Source organism: Nocardiopsis coralliicola (assembly GCF_054779695.1).
In genome coordinates this window covers 1-18,891 of the sequence record NZ_BAAGXT010000024.1, presented here as the reverse complement: position 1 = coordinate 18,891, position 18,891 = coordinate 1, and the positions used below count along the sequence as shown (strand labels likewise).

The following is an 18,891-nucleotide window of genomic DNA, read 5'->3' as shown; positions in this document are numbered from 1 at the left end:
CGAACCGGTAGAGGGACAGAAGAGATGACAGCGGTAGAGGGAGACCAGGTCGCGAGCGACGTCTACGACGCGCGCGCCCTCCAGGACAAGTGGCGGGCACGCTGGGCGGAGGAGAACCCGTTCGCCGCGTCCGACGACGACGGCGACACGCGCCCCCGCCGCTACGTCGTGGACATGTTCGCCTACCCCTCGGGCGACCTCCACATGGGCCACGCCGAGGTGTACGCCATCGGCGACGTCATCGCCCGCTACCACTTCCAGCGCGGGGAGAACGTCCTCCACCCGATCGGCTGGGACTCCTTCGGCCTGCCCGCCGAGAACGCCGCGATCCGCAACGGCACCCACCCCGCCGAGTGGACCTACGCCAACATCGAGACCCAGGCCGAGTCGTTCCGCCGGTACGGCATCTCGGTCGACTGGTCGCGGCGCATCCACACCAGCGACCCGGAGTACTACCGGTGGAACCAGTGGTTCTTCCTGAAGTTCTTCGAGCAGGGCCTCGCCTACCGCAAGGAGGGCCTGGTCAACTGGTGCCCCAAGGACCAGACGGTGCTCGCCAACGAGCAGGTCGTCAACGGGCGCTGCGAGCGGTGCGGCACCGAGGTCGTGCGGCGCAGCCTCAACCAGTGGTACTTCCGGATCACCGACTACGCCGACCGGCTGCTGTCCGACATGGACCAGCTGGACGGCGGGCGCTGGCCCGAGGAAGTCCTCACCATGCAGCGCAACTGGATCGGGCGCTCCGAGGGTGCCGACGTCCAGTTCGCGATCGAGGGCCGCAGCGAGCCGGTCACCGTCTACACCACCCGGCCGGACACGCTCTACGGCGCCACGTTCTTCGTCGTCGCCGCGGATGCCGACCTCGCCGAGGAGCTGTGCGCCCCCGAGCAGCGGGAGGCGTTCGAGGCGTACCGCAGCGAGGTCGCCAAGCTGTCCGACATCGAGCGGCAGTCCACCGAGCGGGAGAAGACCGGTGTCTTCCTCGGGCGCTACGCCGTCAACCCGGTCAACGGAGAGCGCATCCCGGTCTGGGCGGCCGACTACGTGCTGGCTGACTACGGCCACGGCGCCATCATGGCGGTGCCCGCCCACGACCAGCGCGACCTCGACTTCGCCCGCACCTTCGACCTGCCGGTGCGCACCGTCGTCGACACCGGCGACCCCGACCCGGCCGAGACCGGCACCGCCACCGCCGGCGAGGGCACCCTGGTCAACTCCGGGCCGCTGGACGGCCTGGCCAAGTCCGAGGCGATCCCGCGGATCATCGAGCTGATGGCCGAGCGCGGCACCGGGCAGCGCGCCGTCAACTACCGGCTGCGCGACTGGCTGCTGTCCCGGCAGCGCTTCTGGGGCACCCCCATCCCGATCGTGCACTGCCCCTCCTGCGGCGAGGTCGGCGTCCCCGAGGACCAGCTGCCCGTGCAGCTGCCCGACCTGCGCGGCACCGACCTGGCGCCCAAGGGGATCTCGCCGCTGGCCGCCGCCGAGGACTGGGTCACCACCGAGTGCCCCGGCTGCGGCGGCCCCGCCAAGCGGGACACCGACACGATGGACACCTTCGTCGACTCGTCCTGGTACCCGCTGCGCTACCTGTCGCCGCACGACGAGAACCGGCCGTTCGCCCCCGAGGACATCGCCCGCTGGGGCCAGGTCGACCAGTACATCGGCGGCAAGGAGCACGCGACCCTGCACCTGATGTACGCGCGCTTCTTCACCAAGGCGCTGTACGACATGGGCCTGATCGGCTTCACCGAGCCCTTCGCCCGGCTGCTCAACCAGGGCCAGGTCATCAACGAGGGCCGGGCCATGTCCAAGTCGCTCGGCAACGGCGTGGACCTGGGCACCGAGATCGACGCCTACGGCGTGGACGCGGTCCGGCTCACCATGATCTTCTCCGGCCCCCCGGAGGACGACGTGGACTGGGCCGACGTGTCGCCCGGCGCGTCGCTGAAGTTCCTCGGCCGCGCATTCCGCGTCATGGTGCAGGCCGGCGAGGCCTCCGCCCCCGGTACCGACCCCGCCGCCGGCGACCCCGAGCTGCGCAAGGCCACCCACCGCGCGCTGGACAAGATCGCCACCGCGGTGGAGAGCCACCGGTTCAACGTGGGCGTCGCGCGCATCATGGAGCTGGTCACCGCAGCCCGCAAGGCGATCGAATCCGGCCCCGGCGCCGCCGACCCGGCGGTGCGCGAGGCGGCCGAGGCCATCGCCGTCACCCTCTCCCTGGTCGCGCCCTATGTCGCCGCGGAAGGCTGGGAGCGCCTCGGGCACTCCGGGCCGGTCGCGATCGGCAACTGGCGTACGCCCGATCCGGCACTGCTCGTCGAGGAAGAGGTCACCGCCGTGGTCCAGGTCAACAGCAAGGTCCGGGACAAGCTCCAGGTCCCGCCCGACATCAGCGACGCGGAGCTGGAGCGCCGTGCGCTGGCCTCGGAGAAGGCCCAGGGGTTCCTGGCGGGCAAGGCGGTGCGCAAGGTCATCGTGCGCGCGCCGAAGCTGGTCAACATCGTGGCGGGCTGACGCCGTGTCCAGCGCTGATCCCGCGCAGCGGCCGGACCCGTTCGGCATCGTCTCGGCGGTGCGCCGCCACCCGCGCCGCGCAGCGGCGGCGGGCGGCGCGGCCGCCGTGCTGGTCGCGGCCGGCCTCGGCACGGCCGCGCTCATCGACCGCTCGGGCCCGGCGGACGCGCCCGCAGAGGCCGACCTGCACCAGGCCGCGCCGGATTGCTCCGCAGTGCCGTCCGAGGCCGTCGCGGAGGTCCTGGAGGAGCCGCGCCTGGACGGTGCGCACCGCGGCCCGCTGGAGGAATCCGACGGGTCGGTGTGCACCTGGACATCGATCGGCTCCGCCGGCGGCGACGCGGAGCCGCGGTTCCTGCGCGCCGACTTCCAGGCCCTGTTCACCGACTCCGCAGGCGAGGTGGCGGGGGCGCAGGCCGCGGCCCGCGACCTCGCGGCCCTGGAGCAGGCCCACCGCGGCGCCGCGCCTGCGCCGGAGCTGGGCGGCACCGGGCAGACCTGGCGCCCCACCGCTGACGGGTCGGCAGCCGAGGCGGTCTTCCGCCACGACAACCTGATCGTGCGGATCGCCTACGGTGGCGCGGACGGTCCGGACGGCGCGCCGATCTCCTACGGTGACGCGCGCTCGGCTGCGCTGGACGTCGCCGGCGCCGTCGCCGACGAGTTGTGACCGCCTGGGCCCCGCACGGACCGGATAGACCGGACGGACCGGACCGCCGTCCACGCAGCCCGAACCAGCCGCCCCGCCCAGGACGCGGAGCGGGAGACGGAGGAGGCCGCCATGCCCCGCCCGCCCGGTCCCGGTGAGCCCCCGGCGGACCCGCCGGAGGGCCCCGCGCCCGACCACCCGGTTCCCGGCCGCCGCGCCGCCGATCCGGTGCCGCCCGCGGACGCCCCCGCGAGCGGTCGAGGGCCGGAAGGCGGCAGACCCGCCAGCGGCCCCGCTGAGACGGCCGGTTCTGCAGCGGGCGGCCCCAGGGGGAACCCGGCGCCCGGGCCCGTTCCGGGAAGCGGGACGCTGGAGGGCGGAGGAGGCGGCGTCCCAGCGGGAGCAGAGGGCCTGCCCGGTGGCGGTTCCGAGGTCGGCGCGCCCGCGGTCGGCCCTCGTTCACCGGCGCCCGGAGACGGCGTGTCAGCGGCTTCCGCGCCGGGATCGGAGCGGGCTGCGGGTCCGGCCGGGGCCGGGCCGGCCGGCGCCGCCGCCCCCGATGGGCAGCCGCAGGGTACGGCCGGCCCCGGCGCCGGCGTGCCCTCGGGCGCTCCCGGAGCGGCAGGGCAGGCCGGTGCGTCTGTCGGCGGGCTCGGAAGCGGTGCGCACGCCCCCGGCGCGGGCGGTACCTCCGCCGGCGGACCGGGGCAGACGGGCGGGGCTCCGCGGGAGGAGAGCGCTCCCGGGGACGGGCCGCGGGCGAGCCGGGGGTGCGCAGCGGCGGCCGTCGTCGCCATCGCGCTGGTCGCGGTGGTTCTACTGGGCATCGGGGTCTGGGCGATCGGCCGGATCGCGGCCGCCCCCGAGGGGTACCGCGAGCCGCCCGGCTGCGCGGCCGCCGAAGGCGAGGTCCTCACCGAGCTCGTGCCCGACGCCCGAGCCGACGTGTCCAGTCCGCTCGACTCGCTGAATGGCAGCGGGCGCACCGGAGTCCAGTGCCGGTGGGCCACGACCGAGGACGCGCGCCGCACACCGGCGGCCGCCCGGGTCGTCATGGTGGTCACCGGCGACGATGCCGGGCGCGGTGCCGGCGGCGCGGCCGAGCTGCTCGCCGGAGCATCCCAGCGGCACGAGCGGACGGCGCTCTCCGGACTCGGCGACAGCGCCTACTCCTGGTACGACGGCGAGGTCCGGCCGCTGGGCTGGGGCTGCGTCGCGTTCACCACGGCCAACCTGTTCGTCGAGTCCTGCTACTCCGCGGCCGGCGACTTCGCCGGCACCCGCCCCATCCCCGACGCCGACATGGTCGACGGCGCCAAGCGCCTCGCCCACTCCGTTCTCGCCTCCGCCGAAGCAGGCCGCGACTGACCGGGGGCGCCGCACCGCCGCAGCGCAGCAGTGCCAGCCGCGCGGGGCGGTCCGCCGCGTGCGCTCCGCGCCTGAGCGGCAACGGGGCAGCCCGCGTCTGGCGGGGCATTCCTCCCGCGCCAGAGGCGCGAGCGGCAGAAGCAACCCGCTCGGGCCCGCTCTGGGCGGCCGACCGCGGCGGTGTCCGTCCGCATCCCGAAGCGCCCGGCGGGCGCCGGCCGCACCGGAAGCCGGGCCGCCGCGCGTTCGCGGGCGCGGTAGGCGCAACTGACTGGGGGACTCCTGCCCGCCGAGGCTCTCGGCCTGCGGCGGACACGCCGAGCGGCGCCGCCCCGTCCTGCTGGCTCCGCCGACCGGGGCCTGCGGCCGATGCCCGATCGGGCCGAGCCCGCCCGCAGGCCGCCGCCTGCTCGACGGCGGGGGAGCGCGCGCGTACCGCGGGCGCAGCGGGGCGGCCGGCGGTCCGCCGGCGGTCAGAGGCCGGGGGAGGCCGGTAGCCCGGAACGGGCGCGGAGGGCCGGGCGTACTCGTGCGGCGCCTGACCGCGCCGCGGCGCTGGCCGGGGCCGAACGGTGCGCGCAGCGACCGGCATCGGCCGGAGCCGCGGGGTCCGCCGGGCCCTCCGGGCTGGCCGGGGCGCCCTGGTGCGGGCCGGCGGCAGGCCGGCGCGGCCTCGGTGCGGGATCGGGCCGCTGCCCAGGGGGTGTGTTGGGTGGACACCTGCCCTGCTGCGCGGCGCCCTGGCAGGCCCTAGGCGCGGGCCGGCGGGAGGTCGGCGAAGAATGCGGCGAGAGGGCCGTCCGCATCCGGGGTGAAGGGGCGCTGGTCGTCGGGGGCGGCCGCCGAGCCCGGGCCGCCGGGGCGGGTGCGCAGGACATGGTCGGCGCCGTCCAGGCCGATCTGCTCGGTGCCGAGGGCCGCAGCCAGGCGGTCCACTTCGCCGGCGGTCACCTGTGCGTCCTCGGTGCCGCGCAGGACCAGGGTCGGCATGCCCGGGGGGAGGTCCGCGGCCAGTTCCGCCGGGTCCAGTGCGTCGATCTCGCGGAGGAACCCGGCCGTCTCCGGCGCGAAGATGCCCCCGATCTGCTCGGGAAGGTCCTGCGGCAGCGGCTCTCCGGCGCGGACCCGGGCGATCGCGGTGCGGGTGCCCGTCAGCAGGTCGGCGGCGCCGGCCGCGTCCATGCTGCCGGCGGCCTCCGCCGAGCGCACCTGCTCGGTGATCTGCCGGTCGATCAGGTCGAGGTACACCTCGCCCGGCGGGGCCACCAGCACCAGGCCGGCCGGCGGCGGGCCCTCGACGGCCTCCGGGGCACCCAGCGCGAACAGGGCGCCCTCGGAGTGGCCGAGCACGGCGATGCGCTCGGGGTCGACCTCGGGCCGCGCCGCGAGTTCCGCGTAGGCGGCGGCCATCTCCTCTTCGAACAGCCCGTAGGAGGCCTCCGCGCCGTCCTCGCCGGACTCCGGCACCGGGCGGTCCCCGCTGCCGTACTTGTCGTAGCGCAGCGACGCCACGCCGGAGCCGGCGAGCACCCGCGCCAGGTTCAGGTTGGTCCCGGCGTCGGGGCGCCCCGGAGAATTGCCGTCCCGGTCGGTCGGCCCGCTCCCGGACACGATCAGTGCGGCCGGCACCGGTTCTCCGGCCTCCGCCGGCAGGGCAAGAGTGCCGGGCACGGTTCCGGAGCCGCCGTCGAACTCCACTTCGTGCTCGACCGGATCGGCGCCGGGCAGCTCCGCGGTGGGCGGCGCCGCAGGGGAGCAGCCCGCGGCGAGGGCGGCGGCGGTGCCGACGGCCGCGGCGGTGCGCAGGCAGTGCCGCCACAGCGGGAGCCGCCGGAGGGGGAGGGGAGAGACGGGCATGGCCCTACCGTACGGCGCCCGGCCGCCCGCTGCCCCGGCAGCACCGCGGCCTCCGCCGGTCGGGGCGGGCAGCGCGGGTGATGGAGGCCGCCCCGGTTCGGGACGAAGGTCCCTGGCGCGCCGCCGCCCCGGTCGGACGCCCGGCGGCCGGGGGTGCCGGAAGCCCGCCACCAGGGGTCTCCGATGCGTTCCGAATCGGCAACGGCCCCGTGACTTCAGGTGAAGGTCACGGGGCCGATCCGAAAGGAGGCTGATTCGTTACGCGGGTGGCGCGGGGGGTCACATCCGGCGCATCACGGCGACGACTTTGCCCAGGATGGTGGCCTCGTCGCCGTTGATCGGTGCGTAGGCGTCGTTGCGCGGCAGCAGCCACACGTGGTCCTGCTCCCGCTTGAACACCTTCACGGTGGCCTCGTCGCCCAGCAGTGCGGCCACGATGTCGCCGTTGTTGGCCTCCGGCTGCTGGCGGACAACGACCAGGTCACCATCGGTAATGGCGGCGTCGGTCATCGAGTCGCCGACCACGGTGAGCATGAACAGGCGGCCCTCGCCGACGATCTGCTTGGGCAGCGTGAGGACGTCCTCGATCGACTCCTCCGCGAGGATCGGCCCGCCCGCCGCGATCCGGCCCACGACCGGCACATGCGCAGCTCGGGACTGGTCGCCCTGGGGGTCGGCCTCGAGCTCGTCCCAGGAGCGCACCGGCGCTTGGCCCGGAATGCGAATCTCGACCGCCCGCGGGCGGTTCTGGTCGCGCCGGAGGTACCCCTTGCGTTGCAAGACCTTCAGTTGGTGCGCGACACTGGACGGGCTCGACAGGCCAACGGCGTCCCCGATCTCCCGGATGGACGGCGGATAGCCGCGCTGCCGCACATAGCGGTGAATGCAGTTCAGGACGCTCTGCTGGCGCGCGGTGAGCCGGGGGGCACCATCCTGCGCCGATGCGGCGGCTTCGCCGTCCGCCTCTGCAGGGGCGTGCTCCGGCGGGGGAACGGGCCGGAGCGCGGTGGGACCCGCTCCGGCCGCGCGAGGTTCCTGCGCTCCGTGGTTCTCCTCCGGCACGGCCGGCCTCCTCGGCGGTGATCTCGCGGTCGTCGCGTGTGGGTGGTGGGTCAGTGCTGCGGCGGGACGCGCGGGGCTCTGTCGGGCGACGATCCCCGCGTCACGGCGGTCCCGGAACCGTGCGCCCCGCGTTCAACCGCGCGCGCCGGAGCCGGAAGTCAAGCGTGTCCAACGGTAGTGCCTGCACACAGTGAGATCAAACAAACGTTCGAGATGGTGATGAAAAAAACGGCTGGATGCGGTATTAGTCGAACGCATGTTCCAACGAACGGGCGTTCGAAGGGAGCGATCATGGTCGATTCCGCGCCGCCCGGCCCGTCCGGCGCCGCGCCGGTCGTCCCGCGCCAGCGCGGGGCGTCCGAGCCGTCCGCCGGGGCGCGGCCGCACCGCCCCGAATCCCGGCCCGGGCACCGGCGTCCCGCGGCCCCCTACGACTGGGCCGTCGACGTCCCCGAGTGGACGCCGCCGCCCGCCGTATCCGGCCTGCCCGAGTTCGGTGCGCCCCCGGCCGTCCGGATGCGGCTCACCCTCCGCGGCCGCGCCGTCCTCGTGGCGCTGCTCTGCGCACTGGCCACCGGAGCGGTCTCGCTGCTGTTTGCGGCGTCCGCCTCGGCCGGCTCCGCCTCCGCCGCTCCGGTTGCGTCGTTCTTCAGCGGCTCGGTGTCCCCGACCGTGGTGGTCCAGGAGGGCGACAGCCTCTGGCTCATCGCCGAGCGCGTCGCCCCCGCAGAGGACACCCGCCGTACCGTGCACTCCATCGTCGAACTCAACAGCCTGGCCGGCACCGAGCTCGAGCCCGGCCAGATCCTGCGCGTCCCCAGGCACTGAGCGCCCCCGCCCGCCGCGCCGGCTGCCGAGGCCGCCGCCGCGGGCCGCTGCGGCCCCCGGAGCCGGCCCGGCGACGCCCCCGGGTTTCCGGGCATCCGGCGCCCCGCGCCCCTGCGGGCGTAGGGTGCGGCCGCATGCGGCCTGCGCGCGAGCGGCGGCCGCGGGCGCGCCGGCGGCGCTGTGCTGCGGCGGTTCCCCGGATGCTGCCCGGTTCGGGCCCGCGGCCCGCAGTAGGCCCGTTCCCAGAGGTCCCCACCTGGGGGTATGTTCCTCAGGCGCCCGTCAGCGCGATCCCTTCCCCATGCCCGAGGCTCCGGCTCCGGCGCCGGAGCCGTGGCGATTGCCACCCCGCCGCCCGCGGCCTCGGCGACACGCCCGCGGCTGGGGCGGGGGTGGAAGGCGATGCGCGCGGGGCTGACCTGCGGTCTCCGTCCCGGGCCCCGCCGAAGAGGGTGCGGCGGGCTTGCACCCGCCTCCGTGCGCCCCTAGGTTTGACCACTAGATCTAGTGCTGTTCGCGGAAGAATCCGCCCAGAAGTTGTGCTTTAGTGGGTGAGGGGTTCGCGGCGCACAGAGGCTCCGCGCGCAGGAGTGCCGTGCGGGTCCGGATGCGTCCGGGCCGGAGCAGGTTCAGGGTCAGCAGGGAGGCGTACCGGCATGCACTGCCCGTTCTGCCGCCATCCGGACAGCCGGGTGATCGACAGCCGGTCGACCGACGACGGCACCGCCATCCGGCGCCGGCGCTCGTGCCCCGAGTGCGAGCGGCGGTTCACCACGCAGGAGACGGTCCTGCTCATGGTGCAGAAGCGGTCGGGCGTCACCGAGCCGTTCTCCCGGAGCAAGATCGTGGCCGGGGTGCGGCGGGCCTGCCAGGGCCGCCCCGTCACCGAGGACGCGCTCGCGGCCCTCGGACAGCGGGTGGAGGAGGAGATCCGCTGCCGCGGGGTCGCCGAGATCCGAGCCCACGAGATCGGCCTGGCGATCCTCGGCCCCCTCCAGGAGCTGGACGAGGTCGCCTACATGCAGTTCGCCTCCGTCTACCGGGGTTTCGAGTCCCTCGCCGACTTCGAGCAGGAGATCGAGCGGCTGCGCTCCGAGAGGCGCACCGCCGAACTGGGCGAGTAGCCGGCCGGCGGGACCAGCACAGCACACGCGGTAGCGGACGCGCGGCGCCGGCGGAGCAGACGGCGCGGCAGCGGCCGCAACAGGAACACAGTCAGGGCATCGGGCGGGGCGGTCGGCGGCCGCCCGACCAGCAGGAGCAGAGCAGGGGGAGAGCATGACGGAGACGACCGGCGCCACAGCGCGCAAGGGCGGCGGCAAGCGCAGGGGCCTGAAGGTCCAGCGGGTCTTCACCACGCCGGGGGTCCACCCCTACGACGAGGTCGCCTGGGAGCGGCGCGACGTCACCATGACCAACTGGCGGGACGGCACCGTCAACTTCGAGCAGCGCGGTGTGGAGTTCCCCGCCGACTGGTCGATGAACGCCACCCAGATCGTGGCGAGCAAGTACTTCCGCGGCGCGGTGGGCACCCCCGAGCGCGAGTGGAGCCTCAAGCAGCTGGTCGACCGGGTCGTCGGACGCTACACCGAGACCGGCCGCGCCGAGGGCTACTTCGCCTCCGACGCCGACGCCGAGGTGTTCGACCACGAGCTCAAGTACGCGCTCGTGCACCAGCTGTTCAGCTTCAACTCGCCGGTGTGGTTCAACGTCGGCACCTCCTCGGCGCAGCAGGTCTCGGCCTGCTTCATCCTCTCGGTGGACGACACCATGGAGTCGATCCTCGACTGGTACAAGGAAGAGGGGATCATCTTCAAGGGCGGCTCCGGCGCCGGGGTCAACCTGTCCCGGATCCGCTCCAGCAAGGAGCTGCTGTCCTCCGGGGGCACCGCCTCCGGGCCGGTCTCCTTCATGCGCGGCGCCGACGCCTCGGCCGGCACCATCAAGTCGGGCGGCGCGACCCGCCGGGCCGCCAAGATGGTCGTGCTCGACGTCGACCACCCCGACATCGAGGAGTTCGTCCAGACCAAGGCGCGCGAGGAGCACAAGATCCGCGCGCTGCGCGACTCCGGCTTCGACGTCGACCTGGGCGGCGCCGACATGTTCAGCGTGCAGTACCAGAACGCCAACAACTCGGTCCGCGTCTCCGACGCGTTCATGCGCTCGGTCGAGGGCGCCACCGACTTCGGCCTGGTCTCGCGCACCACCGGTGACACCGTCGACACGGTCGACGCGAAGTCCCTGTTCCGCTCCATGGCCACCGCCGCCTGGGAGTGCGCCGACCCGGGCGTGCAGTACGACGACACGATCAACGACTGGCACACCGCTCCGGAGAGCGGCCGGATCTCCGCCAGCAACCCGTGTTCGGAGTACGTCCACCTGGACAACTCCTCGTGCAACCTGGCCTCGATCAACCTGCTGCGCTTCCTGGGCGAGGACGGCACGTTCGACATCGAGCGGTTCGCCAAGCTCACCGAGCTGGTGATCACGGCGATGGACATCTCCATCACCTTCGCCGACTTCCCGACCGAGAAGATCGGCGAGACCACCCGCGCCTTCCGCCAGCTGGGCATCGGCTACGCCAACCTCGGCGCCCTGCTGATGGCCACCGGCCACGCCTACGACTCCGACGGCGGGCGCGCCGTCGCCGCCGCCATCACCTCGCTGATGACCGGCACCGCCTACAAGCGCAGCGCCGAGCTGGCCGGCGTCGTCGGCCCCTACGAGGGCTACGCCAAGAACGCCGCGGCGCACAAGCGGGTCATGCGCAAGCACGCTGCCGCAAACGACGACCTGCGCACCGTCGGCGCGATGGACACGGCGATCGCCGCGGCCGCCACCGAGGCGTGGCAGGACTGCCTCAAGACGGGCGAGAAGGCGGGCTGGCGCAACGCCCAGGCCAGCCTGCTGGCGCCCACCGGCACCATCGGCTTCATGATGGACTGCGACACCACCGGCATCGAGCCGGACTTCTCGCTGGTCAAGTTCAAGAAGCTGGTCGGCGGCGGCTCGATGCAGATCGTCAACCAGGCCATCCCGCGCGCGCTGGACACCCTCGGCTACCAGCAGGAGCAGATCGAGGCGATCGTCGAGTACATCTCGGAGAACGGCCACGTCGTCGACGCGCCCGGCCTGCGCCCCGAGCACTACGAGGTGTTCGACTGCGCGATGGGCCGGCGCTACATCAAGCCGATGGGCCACGTGGAGATGATGGCCGCGGTGCAGCCGTTCCTCTCCGGCGCGATCTCCAAGACGGTGAACGTGCCCGAGGAGGCCACCGTCGAGGACTTCGAGCACATCTACTACCAGGGCTGGAAGCTCGGCCTGAAGGCGCTCGCGGTCTACCGGGACAACTGCAAGGTGGGGCAGCCGCTGTCCACCGGCAGCTCCGAGTCGAAGGGCTCCGCCGCGGACGCCGAGGCGGCCGCCGCGCCGCAGCCCGAGGTGCAGATCGTCGAGCGCCCGGTCCGCCGCCGGCTGCCGAAGAAGCGGCCCAGCCAGACGGTGTCGTTCACCGTGGGCGGCGCCGAGGGCTACATCACCGCCGGGTCCTACCCCGACGACGGCCTCGGCGAGGTCTTCATGAAGCTCGGCAAGCAGGGATCGACCCTGGCCGGCGTCATGGACGCCTTCTCCATCGCGATCTCCATCGCCCTGCAGTACGGGGTCCCGCTGGAGACCTACGTGGAGAAGTTCACCAACATGCGGTTCGAGCCGGCCGGCATGACCGACGACCCCGACATCCGGATGGCCCAGTCGGTGGTGGACTACATCTTCCGCCGCCTCGCGCTGGACCACCTCTCCTTCGAGGAGCGCGCCGACCTCGGCGTGCTCACCGCAGAGGAGCGGCGCGCCCAGGCCGCAGGCGAGGACCCGGCGCAGGTGGCGGCCGAGGTCGAGTCCTACGCCCAGTCCGCGGCTCCGGCCGCGCCCGCGGCGCCGGCCGCCCCGGCCGCCGAGGAACCGGCCCCGGCCTCCGGGCAGGCGCCCACCTCGGGTGCCCTGGAGGCCACCACGGGCTTCGTCGCCGACGCCCCGCTCTGCGTCACCTGCGGGACGAAGATGCGCCCGTCCGGCACCTGCTACGTCTGCGAGGGCTGCGGCTCGACCAGCGGCTGCAGCTGACCGGCGCCGCTGCTCCGGCCGCCGCGGCGGCCGGAGCAGCGGTAGGGCGCACCAGCGCAGCCGGCGGTGCGACAAGCGGCGGGGGCCGCCCGTTCCGGGCGGCCCCCGCCGCTTGTTCCTGCGGAGCCCGAATCCGGCGGCCCGCTCCGGCGGAACCGGACATTGTCCACGCGGGCCCCCGATCGGGAGGAAACCGGTTATGCGGTGCGGCGCGCAGGGTAACTCTCGGTCACCGGCTGCGTGAGGAGGGCACCGTGCGCATCGCTGACCTGCTGCACGACAAGGGCGCTGACGTGGTCACCGTTCGTCCCGAGACCCGTGTCGACCGCCTGCTCGAGCGGCTCGCGCGGCACAACGTCGGTGCCGCGGTGGTCGTCGACCGGGGCGCGGTGGCGGGCATCGCCTCCGAACGCGACGTCGTCCGCGGCCTGCCCGAGCACGGCGCCGGCCTGCTGGACCAGCCGGTGAGCGCTCTGATGACCGCGCCGGTCATCACCTGCTCGCCGCGGGACACGGTCGAGGCGCTCACCGTCGTCATGACCGAGAACCGGGTGCGGCACGTCCCCGTGCTCACCGCGGGCGCCCTGGTGGGCATCGTCAGCATCGGCGACGTGGTCAAGAGCCGCATCCGCCGGCTCGAACACGACCGCGAACAGCTCGAGGCCTACATCACCCAGGGCTAGGGCGTGGTGGGTGGACGCCTGTCCTGCTGCGCGGCGCCCTGGCACGCCCCTCGCTGCGTTCTCCTCAATCGAAGAGGAGAACCCGCCCCGACTCCCTCGTCGGCCGTGCGGCGGGAGCACCGCCGACACCGCTCGCGGTGAACGCCATCCACCCGACACGCCCTGGGGGCGCGGCTGGTGGACCGCTGCCCTGCGGCGGGGTCCGCCTCTCGCGGTGTTCTCCATCAGCCGGCGGCCGAGCCGAAAGGCGGGCCCGGCCGGCCTCCTCGCCCGCCGCACGCCGGCCCCCAGCCAGCGCGCCGCAGCCGCCGCTCCGCTGCCCGCTCAGGAGCCGGGGCGCTCGCCGAACGCCCAAGCGGCCGCGCCGGTCGCCGCGGTCACGGCGAGCACCGACGGCCAGGCGCCGATCTTCTTGGCCAGCGGGTGGGAGAGGCCGAACGCGGCCGTGTAGAGGCCGGTCAGGGCGGCCGCCGCCGGTGTGCCCGCCTGCTGCTGCCAGGACCGGAACGCGGCGGCCCCGCACGCGGCCAGCACGGCGCCGCCCAGGGGGCGGATCCCGGTGGCGCGCGCGGCCGCGTAGCCGCCGATCAGGCCGGCTGAGGTGAGGACGGGGGTCGGGACGGCAGGCATGGGCGCTCCTCGCAGTACGGCGGTCCGCGGCCGGCGGGGTGGGCGGGCGCCTGCGCCGCCGGCCGCGGGGGACGCCTCTAACCGTAGCGCCGCACCCGGCAGCGCCCGCGGCGGTCCCGGCCGCGGCGGTCCCGGCCGCGGGGGTGCGCCGGCGCGGGCTCCGGGGGAGAGGGGCGGGACCGGGGACGCGGCCGGTTTCGGTCATCGGCGGCCCGTGCGTCCCCCAAAACCCCCTGAGCGGCTCCGCTCGGCGTGTGGAGTGGGACGATGCGCGGACTGCAGCGGAACCGCGCCCGCAACGCGGGCGTCTCATCCGCACGTTCACCCATGTACACCACGGAAAACCGAGGAGTCTTCAGGTATGTCCTTCGCACAGACGGTGCGCGGGGCCGCCTCGGCGGTCGCCCAGTCGGGCGACCCCCGGGCCGCGGTCTCCGACGCGCTGAGTGAGGGGGCGGAGGGATTCGGACTCGACCCGGGCGACTTTCTGGCTGCCCGGGAGCAGGGCGCCTCGCCGGGCACCCGCATCGAGCAGAAGACCACGTCGCTGAACAACGCCGGCGAGGCGCTCAACCGGTCGACGTTCGAACGCAGCCATGACGGACCGGTCAACGTCATCTGCCCCATGGTCATCCCCCGCGGCCGCACCTTCACGGCGATGCTGCCGTCGATCGCGCTGGCCGTCGTCGGACTGGTCGGCCTCGGCGCGTCCTCGGTCGGCTTCGGCTTCCTCCTCAACCCCTTCTTCGGGCCGCACTTCTGGCTCGTCCTGGTGCTGTTCACCGCCTTCATGTGGTGGCGCCAGGGCATGGTGATGGTGCCCGACGGCAGCCACGCCCTCATCACCAAGTTCGGCAAGCTCGAGCAGATCGTCGGCCCCGGCCGGGTGACCCTGTTCAACCCGTGGAAGCGGGTCTCCTACATCGTCAACACGACGCGGGAGTACCCCTTCAACGCGCCCATCCGGGAAGCCCCGACGAAGAGCGGCGTCAAGGCCTCCATCGACCTCTTCGTCCAGTTCCGGATCGAAGACCCCGAGCAGTTCATCTTCGTGCTCGGCGCGGTCCAGGGCTTCCAGGAGAAGCTGAACAACGCCATCAGCGAGACCACCCGCAGCCTCATCTACGAGCAGCAGGCCGCCGACATCTACGACCTCGTCGGTGAGAACACGGCCGCGCTGCTGGAGCAGCTCAACCGCCAGTTCCTGCCCGCGGTGCGGCTCACCAACGCCAACATCACCCACGCCGAGCCGTCCAGCCAGGAGTACCGGATGGACCTGGCGGCGACCGAGATGGTGCGGGTCGCCAAGGAGGCCTACACCTACCAGTACGAGCTCCAGCTGAAGAAGGAGCAGAACGAGGGCGACCTCAACCGGGAGCTCGCCTCGCTCAACGAGACCCTCTCGGCGATCCAGGCCGACATCGCCCAGTACCAGGCGCAGATGGACACCGCCCTGGAGCGGGAGACCAACAAGGCCCGGGCCCAGGCGCGGCAGCGCTTCGTTGAGGCCGAGTCCACCGCCAACGCCAACGCGGCACTGCTGGAGGCGCAGGCGCTCGACATCCGCGCGGTCAGCGCGGCCGAGGCACCGGAGATCCTCAACTACCGCTACCAGCAGGACCTGCTGGACAAGCTGGAGGCGGTCGCCGGCAGCCTGCCGCGGGTGCTCAACATCGGCGGCGACGCCGAGAGCGTCAACTTCCTCCGGGTGGCCCAGGGCATCATCGGCGAGGCCGAGGCCGAGCTGTTCAACCAGGAGGACATGGCGGCGATCCGCTCCCGGCTCGCCGAGATCTCCAGCCGTATCGCCGAGCGCGAGGCCGAGATCGAGGCGCTGCTCACCGAGGAGCCGGAGACCGTCTCCGCCCCCGCCCCCGAGGACCAGGAAATCCCCGGCGAGGAGCGCATGGAGGAGATCCGCGCTTCGGTCGCCGACCCGCACCAGGACGCCCCGCCAGCGCCCGGCCCGGGCTTCGAGCAGGGAGGCCGCTAGATGAACCAGCCCGCACCCGCCGGCCCGGTCCGGGACGGCTCGCACATCAAGGAAGCGCTGGCGTCCTGGGGCGACATCGCCCGGCTGCTGCGCGGCGGCGACAACGGCGCGCTGGTGCCGGTCGTCATCCCGCGGGACAGCCGGGGGCTGTCCTGGACCTGGCTCGTCTGGCTCGCGCTGTACCTGCTGTTCAGCGCGCTCGTCGTCGCGCTCTCCGGCAACCCGTGGATCGCCTGGATGACCGGGGCCTTCTTCGCCGTCGCCCTCGGCGCGCTGATCGCCGGCGGGCTGTGGTGGTGGCGCTCCTCCATCGTGGAGATCGAGCAGGGCACCGTCGGCCTGCTGACCAAGTACGGCGCCGTCGTCGGCCAGCTGCCGCCCGGCCGCCACTACCTGTGGCATCCGTGGTCGCGGGTGGACTTCGTGGTCGACACCTCCACCGAGATCCCCTACACCGCGCCCGTCCTCGCCTGCCCGACCAACGAGAACGTGCCGCTCAAGTCGATCGAGTTCTTCCTCAAGTTCCGCATCGTCGACGCGGTGGCGTTCGTCCGCACGATCGGCGCATCAAACTTCGACCTGGTGCTGTCCAGCGCCGTGCAGGACGCGATCCGGCAGCGCAGCCGGCAGGTGCTCACCGAGAGCGCCCTCGACCTGCGCGGCTCGGACGTGGCCGACATGCAGCAGCTGCTCAACCGGCAGCTGCGCCGGTACGGGGTGGAGATCCGCGGCTGCAACATCCCCGACGTGCAGCTGCCCAACCAGTACCAGCAGCACCTGGCCACCCGGGAGCGGGTCGCCAAGGAGCTGGTCGCCTACGAGCAGGAGTGGGAGCTCACCCGCAAGCGGCGGATCGACACCCTGCTGATGGACATCGAGCGGTCCAAGAAGACCCGCGACGCCAAGATCGTCGAGGTCAACGCGGCGCTGAACAAGGCGCGCAAGGACGTCGCGCAGATGCTGGAGGAGCAGGAGACCGAGGCCCAGCGGGTCCGCTACGAGATCGAGACGCGCGGCCGCTCCGACCTGGTCGCCGCGCAGAACGAGGCGAAGGCGCAGCACCGGCTCGCCACGTCCTACCGGGACAACCGGGCGGTGCTCCGCTATGAGCTGGCGCGCCGCCGGCTCGACGTCGGCGCCCGGCTCGCCGAGCAGGCGCCCACCCCGATCGTGGTGCGCACCGACGGCGAGGGCGGCGAGTCCTCGGCGCTGTCCACCCTGCTGATGGCGCAGGTCCTGCCGGAGCTGACCAAGGGCGGCGGGTGGTCCCGGCCGTCCGGCGGCTCCGCCGCAGCGGGCGCGCCGTCCGCCGCGGCCTTCGACGACGCCCGGGGCGCCGTGTCCGCGGCCGCGGAGCGCCAGCAGCAGATGGCCGAGCAGTTCGCCCAGGACCAGCAGCGGGCCATGCGCGAGCAGCACGAGCGCGGCGAGGGCTACGGCGGCGGAAAGTCCCGTCGCTGACCTGCGGACCGCTGAGCCGCACCGGCCCGCCGCCCCGCACGGAGCGGCGGGCCGGTGCACGCGCAAGGGGCGGGCGGCCGAACGGCCGCCCGCCCCTCTCCGCTGTACCTCCGGGTCCTCCTGCGGGCCCGGTCCGGCCTGAGCCGCCGGGGCGCCGCGGGCCGTTCGACCCGGTGGTCCCGCAGCGCCGTGCCTTTCCGCGGCGGCTCCGCTCCGGGCTCAGGCCGCTTCGACCATCGGCCGGTAGCCGCTGCCGATGTCCACGCCGTGCCGGGCCGCGATCTCCACCAGGTCGGCGATCTCGCCGGCCTGGGCCTGGCTGACAGCCTCGTCGCCGCGCGCGTCCGCGCGGCGGAGCGCCCGAGTCGCATCGTAGATGCGCAGGTGCAGGGTGGTCATGAATTCGTTCATCGGAACTGGCCCGTCCCTCCCAGGACATGCATGCTGTTCGCTTCTCGCACGCATTTCTACCGCCGCCGGATAAAAGCAGGGTGAGAGGCGGGTGCTGCCCGGGGAAAAGTGCGGGGTGAACCACGTCACGGACCCGGGCGCGGGCCGGCCGGTACCGGGAGTCCCGGTACCGGGACTCCCGGTACCGCCGGATCAGTATTCGGTCCAGGAGTACCAGTTGTCGGCGATGTGCTCGTAGACGCGGCTGCCGTGGCCCGCGATGAAGACGTCGGTCTGCAGCGGCTCCGGGCTGTAGGCCAGCCCGGAGGTGTCGAGCAGGCCCGCGCCCTGGACGGTGTAGAGCGTGGTGCCCTCCAGCGCGGTGACCGACTTGAGCGGGTACAGCCCGGCCATCTCGCCGTTCATCGGGATCGTGGTGGACCGGTTCGCGGTGTCGCGCACCTCGAGCAGCTGGTCGGCGGAGGCGGCCACCCGGCCCTGCAGCGGGATGTCGGCGACCGACAGCGCGATCGCCAGTGCCGCGATCACCGGCGCGCCCGCCCAGCGCAGCCAGTTGCGGCGCACCATCGGGCGGGCCACCGCCAGCGCGATGCCCAGGCGCAGCGCGCCCATCGCGGCGAGCAGAGCGCCGCCGCCCATTCCGACGACGAACGCGGCCAGGTCGCCGCCGGGCACGCTGTCCTCATACATCAGCACGGCGCCGACGGCCGCGCAGGCGGGCAGGTAGAGCCGTCCCGGCGGGCGCGATGCCCACGACACCAGGCGGCTGGTCAGTGTCGGCCGGTGGGCGATCTGCAGAAGCGGGGCGACCGGGTCCTGTCCGGCGGCGGTGTCCGCGGATGCGCCGGGGGCCGGTTCGGCGCCGCCCGTCGGAGGCGTGGGAGCCGAGGCGGTCATGGAGTGCGATTCTCCCCGTGAGTGTGTGGAGACGCCCCTCCCGCCGGGGCCGCCGGGAGCTGCGTCAGAGGGTGCTGCGGGGCCGCGGTGCGGCGGCCCGCCCCTCAGAATAGGGGAGCGGCGGCGCTTCCTCAGGCCGACGCGGATTCGGCTCGCGGCCGCACTCCCCGGAGCGCGGCGCTGAGCTGCTGCCCGGGGCTCCCGCGCTGCGCCCCGGTCGGCGCAGAGTGAGCGATCCGACGCTCCACCGGCCCGGTGCCACCGCCGCCGTCAGCCCGGACGCGGCGAGCAGCAGCAGGGGGGCCGCCGTCTGCGCGGCGATCGCGCCCGGCACCGCGGCCAGCGCCAGCGCTGCGAGGCTGCCGCCGCTCACCGGCGGGGCGACCCCGGCGGCGACCGCCGCGGCC

The 18,891-nt window shown here is 73.9% G+C and carries 14 protein-coding genes and 1 pseudogene; 9 read left to right on the top strand and 6 right to left on the bottom strand.

Translation table 11 applies throughout. The features are described 5' to 3' along the window. Positions 1-24: 24 nt before the first annotated feature. The 3 genes from leuS to ACYVGT_RS17090 all read left to right on the top strand — a co-directional run bounded on the left by leuS (position 25) and on the right by ACYVGT_RS17090 (position 4,537). Positions 25-2,520 (top strand): leucine--tRNA ligase, encoded by a 2,496-nt coding sequence (gene leuS / locus ACYVGT_RS17100; protein WP_460859453.1) that lies wholly within the window; start codon positions 25-27, stop codon positions 2,518-2,520. 4 nt (positions 2,521-2,524) lie between these two features. Continuing rightward, positions 2,525-3,190: a hypothetical protein gene (locus tag ACYVGT_RS17095; protein ID WP_460859452.1), complete on the top strand. Its 666-nt coding sequence runs from the start codon at positions 2,525-2,527 to the stop codon at positions 3,188-3,190. A 789-nt stretch (positions 3,191-3,979) separates the two neighbouring features. Beyond that, on the top strand, positions 3,980-4,537 hold the full coding sequence (locus tag ACYVGT_RS17090; RefSeq protein ID WP_460859450.1) for a hypothetical protein: 558 nt from the start codon (positions 3,980-3,982) through the stop codon (positions 4,535-4,537). A gap of 750 nt (positions 4,538-5,287) precedes the next feature. Here ACYVGT_RS17090 and ACYVGT_RS17085 read toward each other — a convergent pair. Together ACYVGT_RS17085 and lexA are read right to left on the bottom strand one after the other, a co-directional pair. Next, the gene (locus tag ACYVGT_RS17085; protein WP_460859446.1) at positions 5,288-6,394 is read right to left on the bottom strand and encodes an alpha/beta hydrolase family protein; all 1,107 of its coding nucleotides are present in this window, start codon (positions 6,392-6,394) and stop codon (positions 5,288-5,290) included. Between the two features lie 279 nt (positions 6,395-6,673). Beyond that, positions 6,674-7,456, bottom strand: a complete 783-nt coding sequence (lexA, locus tag ACYVGT_RS17080; RefSeq protein WP_460859444.1) for a transcriptional repressor LexA — start codon at positions 7,454-7,456, stop codon at positions 6,674-6,676. Positions 7,457-7,747: 291 nt separating this feature from the next. Between lexA and ACYVGT_RS17075 the strand changes: the two genes are divergently transcribed. The 4 genes from ACYVGT_RS17075 (at position 7,748) to ACYVGT_RS17060 (ending at position 13,092) form a co-directional block, all read left to right on the top strand. Next, positions 7,748-8,284 (top strand): LysM peptidoglycan-binding domain-containing protein, encoded by a 537-nt coding sequence (locus ACYVGT_RS17075; RefSeq protein ID WP_460859440.1) that lies wholly within the window; start codon positions 7,748-7,750, stop codon positions 8,282-8,284. A 656-nt stretch (positions 8,285-8,940) separates the two neighbouring features. After that, the gene (gene nrdR, locus ACYVGT_RS17070) at positions 8,941-9,408 is read left to right on the top strand and encodes a transcriptional regulator NrdR (RefSeq protein ID WP_460859438.1); all 468 of its coding nucleotides are present in this window, start codon (positions 8,941-8,943) and stop codon (positions 9,406-9,408) included. A gap of 154 nt (positions 9,409-9,562) precedes the next feature. Continuing rightward, positions 9,563-12,409 carry a vitamin B12-dependent ribonucleotide reductase gene (locus tag ACYVGT_RS17065; RefSeq protein ID WP_460859436.1) on the top strand — a complete coding sequence of 949 codons (2,847 nt, stop codon included), beginning with the start codon at positions 9,563-9,565 and terminating at the stop codon, positions 12,407-12,409. Positions 12,410-12,663: 254 nt separating this feature from the next. Beyond that, positions 12,664-13,092, top strand: a complete 429-nt coding sequence (locus ACYVGT_RS17060) for a CBS domain-containing protein (protein ID WP_460859434.1) — start codon at positions 12,664-12,666, stop codon at positions 13,090-13,092. 324 nt (positions 13,093-13,416) lie between these two features. Here the strand turns inward: ACYVGT_RS17060 and ACYVGT_RS17055 are convergent, their stop codons facing one another. Then, positions 13,417-13,722: a hypothetical protein gene (locus tag ACYVGT_RS17055; protein WP_460859432.1), complete on the bottom strand. Its 306-nt coding sequence runs from the start codon at positions 13,720-13,722 to the stop codon at positions 13,417-13,419. Positions 13,723-14,083: 361 nt separating this feature from the next. Between ACYVGT_RS17055 and ACYVGT_RS17050 the strand changes: the two genes are divergently transcribed. Together ACYVGT_RS17050 and ACYVGT_RS17045 are read left to right on the top strand one after the other, a co-directional pair. After that, on the top strand, positions 14,084-15,715 hold the full coding sequence (locus ACYVGT_RS17050; protein WP_460859429.1) for an SPFH domain-containing protein: 1,632 nt from the start codon (positions 14,084-14,086) through the stop codon (positions 15,713-15,715). Continuing rightward, positions 15,716-17,176 (top strand): SPFH domain-containing protein, encoded by a 1,461-nt coding sequence (locus ACYVGT_RS17045; RefSeq protein ID WP_460859427.1) that lies wholly within the window; start codon positions 15,716-15,718, stop codon positions 17,174-17,176. A gap of 219 nt (positions 17,177-17,395) precedes the next feature. Here the strand turns inward: ACYVGT_RS17045 and ACYVGT_RS17040 are convergent, their stop codons facing one another. From ACYVGT_RS17040 to ACYVGT_RS17030, 3 genes and pseudogenes are all read right to left on the bottom strand, one after another. Continuing rightward, positions 17,396-17,587, bottom strand: coding sequence for a hypothetical protein (locus ACYVGT_RS17040; RefSeq protein ID WP_460859425.1), 192 nt, complete (start codon positions 17,585-17,587; stop codon positions 17,396-17,398). Positions 17,588-17,779: 192 nt separating this feature from the next. Next, the gene (locus tag ACYVGT_RS17035) at positions 17,780-18,484 is read right to left on the bottom strand and encodes a hypothetical protein (protein ID WP_460859422.1); all 705 of its coding nucleotides are present in this window, start codon (positions 18,482-18,484) and stop codon (positions 17,780-17,782) included. Positions 18,485-18,548: 64 nt separating this feature from the next. Beyond that, a pseudogene (locus tag ACYVGT_RS17030) lies at positions 18,549-18,891 on the bottom strand (histidine kinase); the annotation flags it as partial.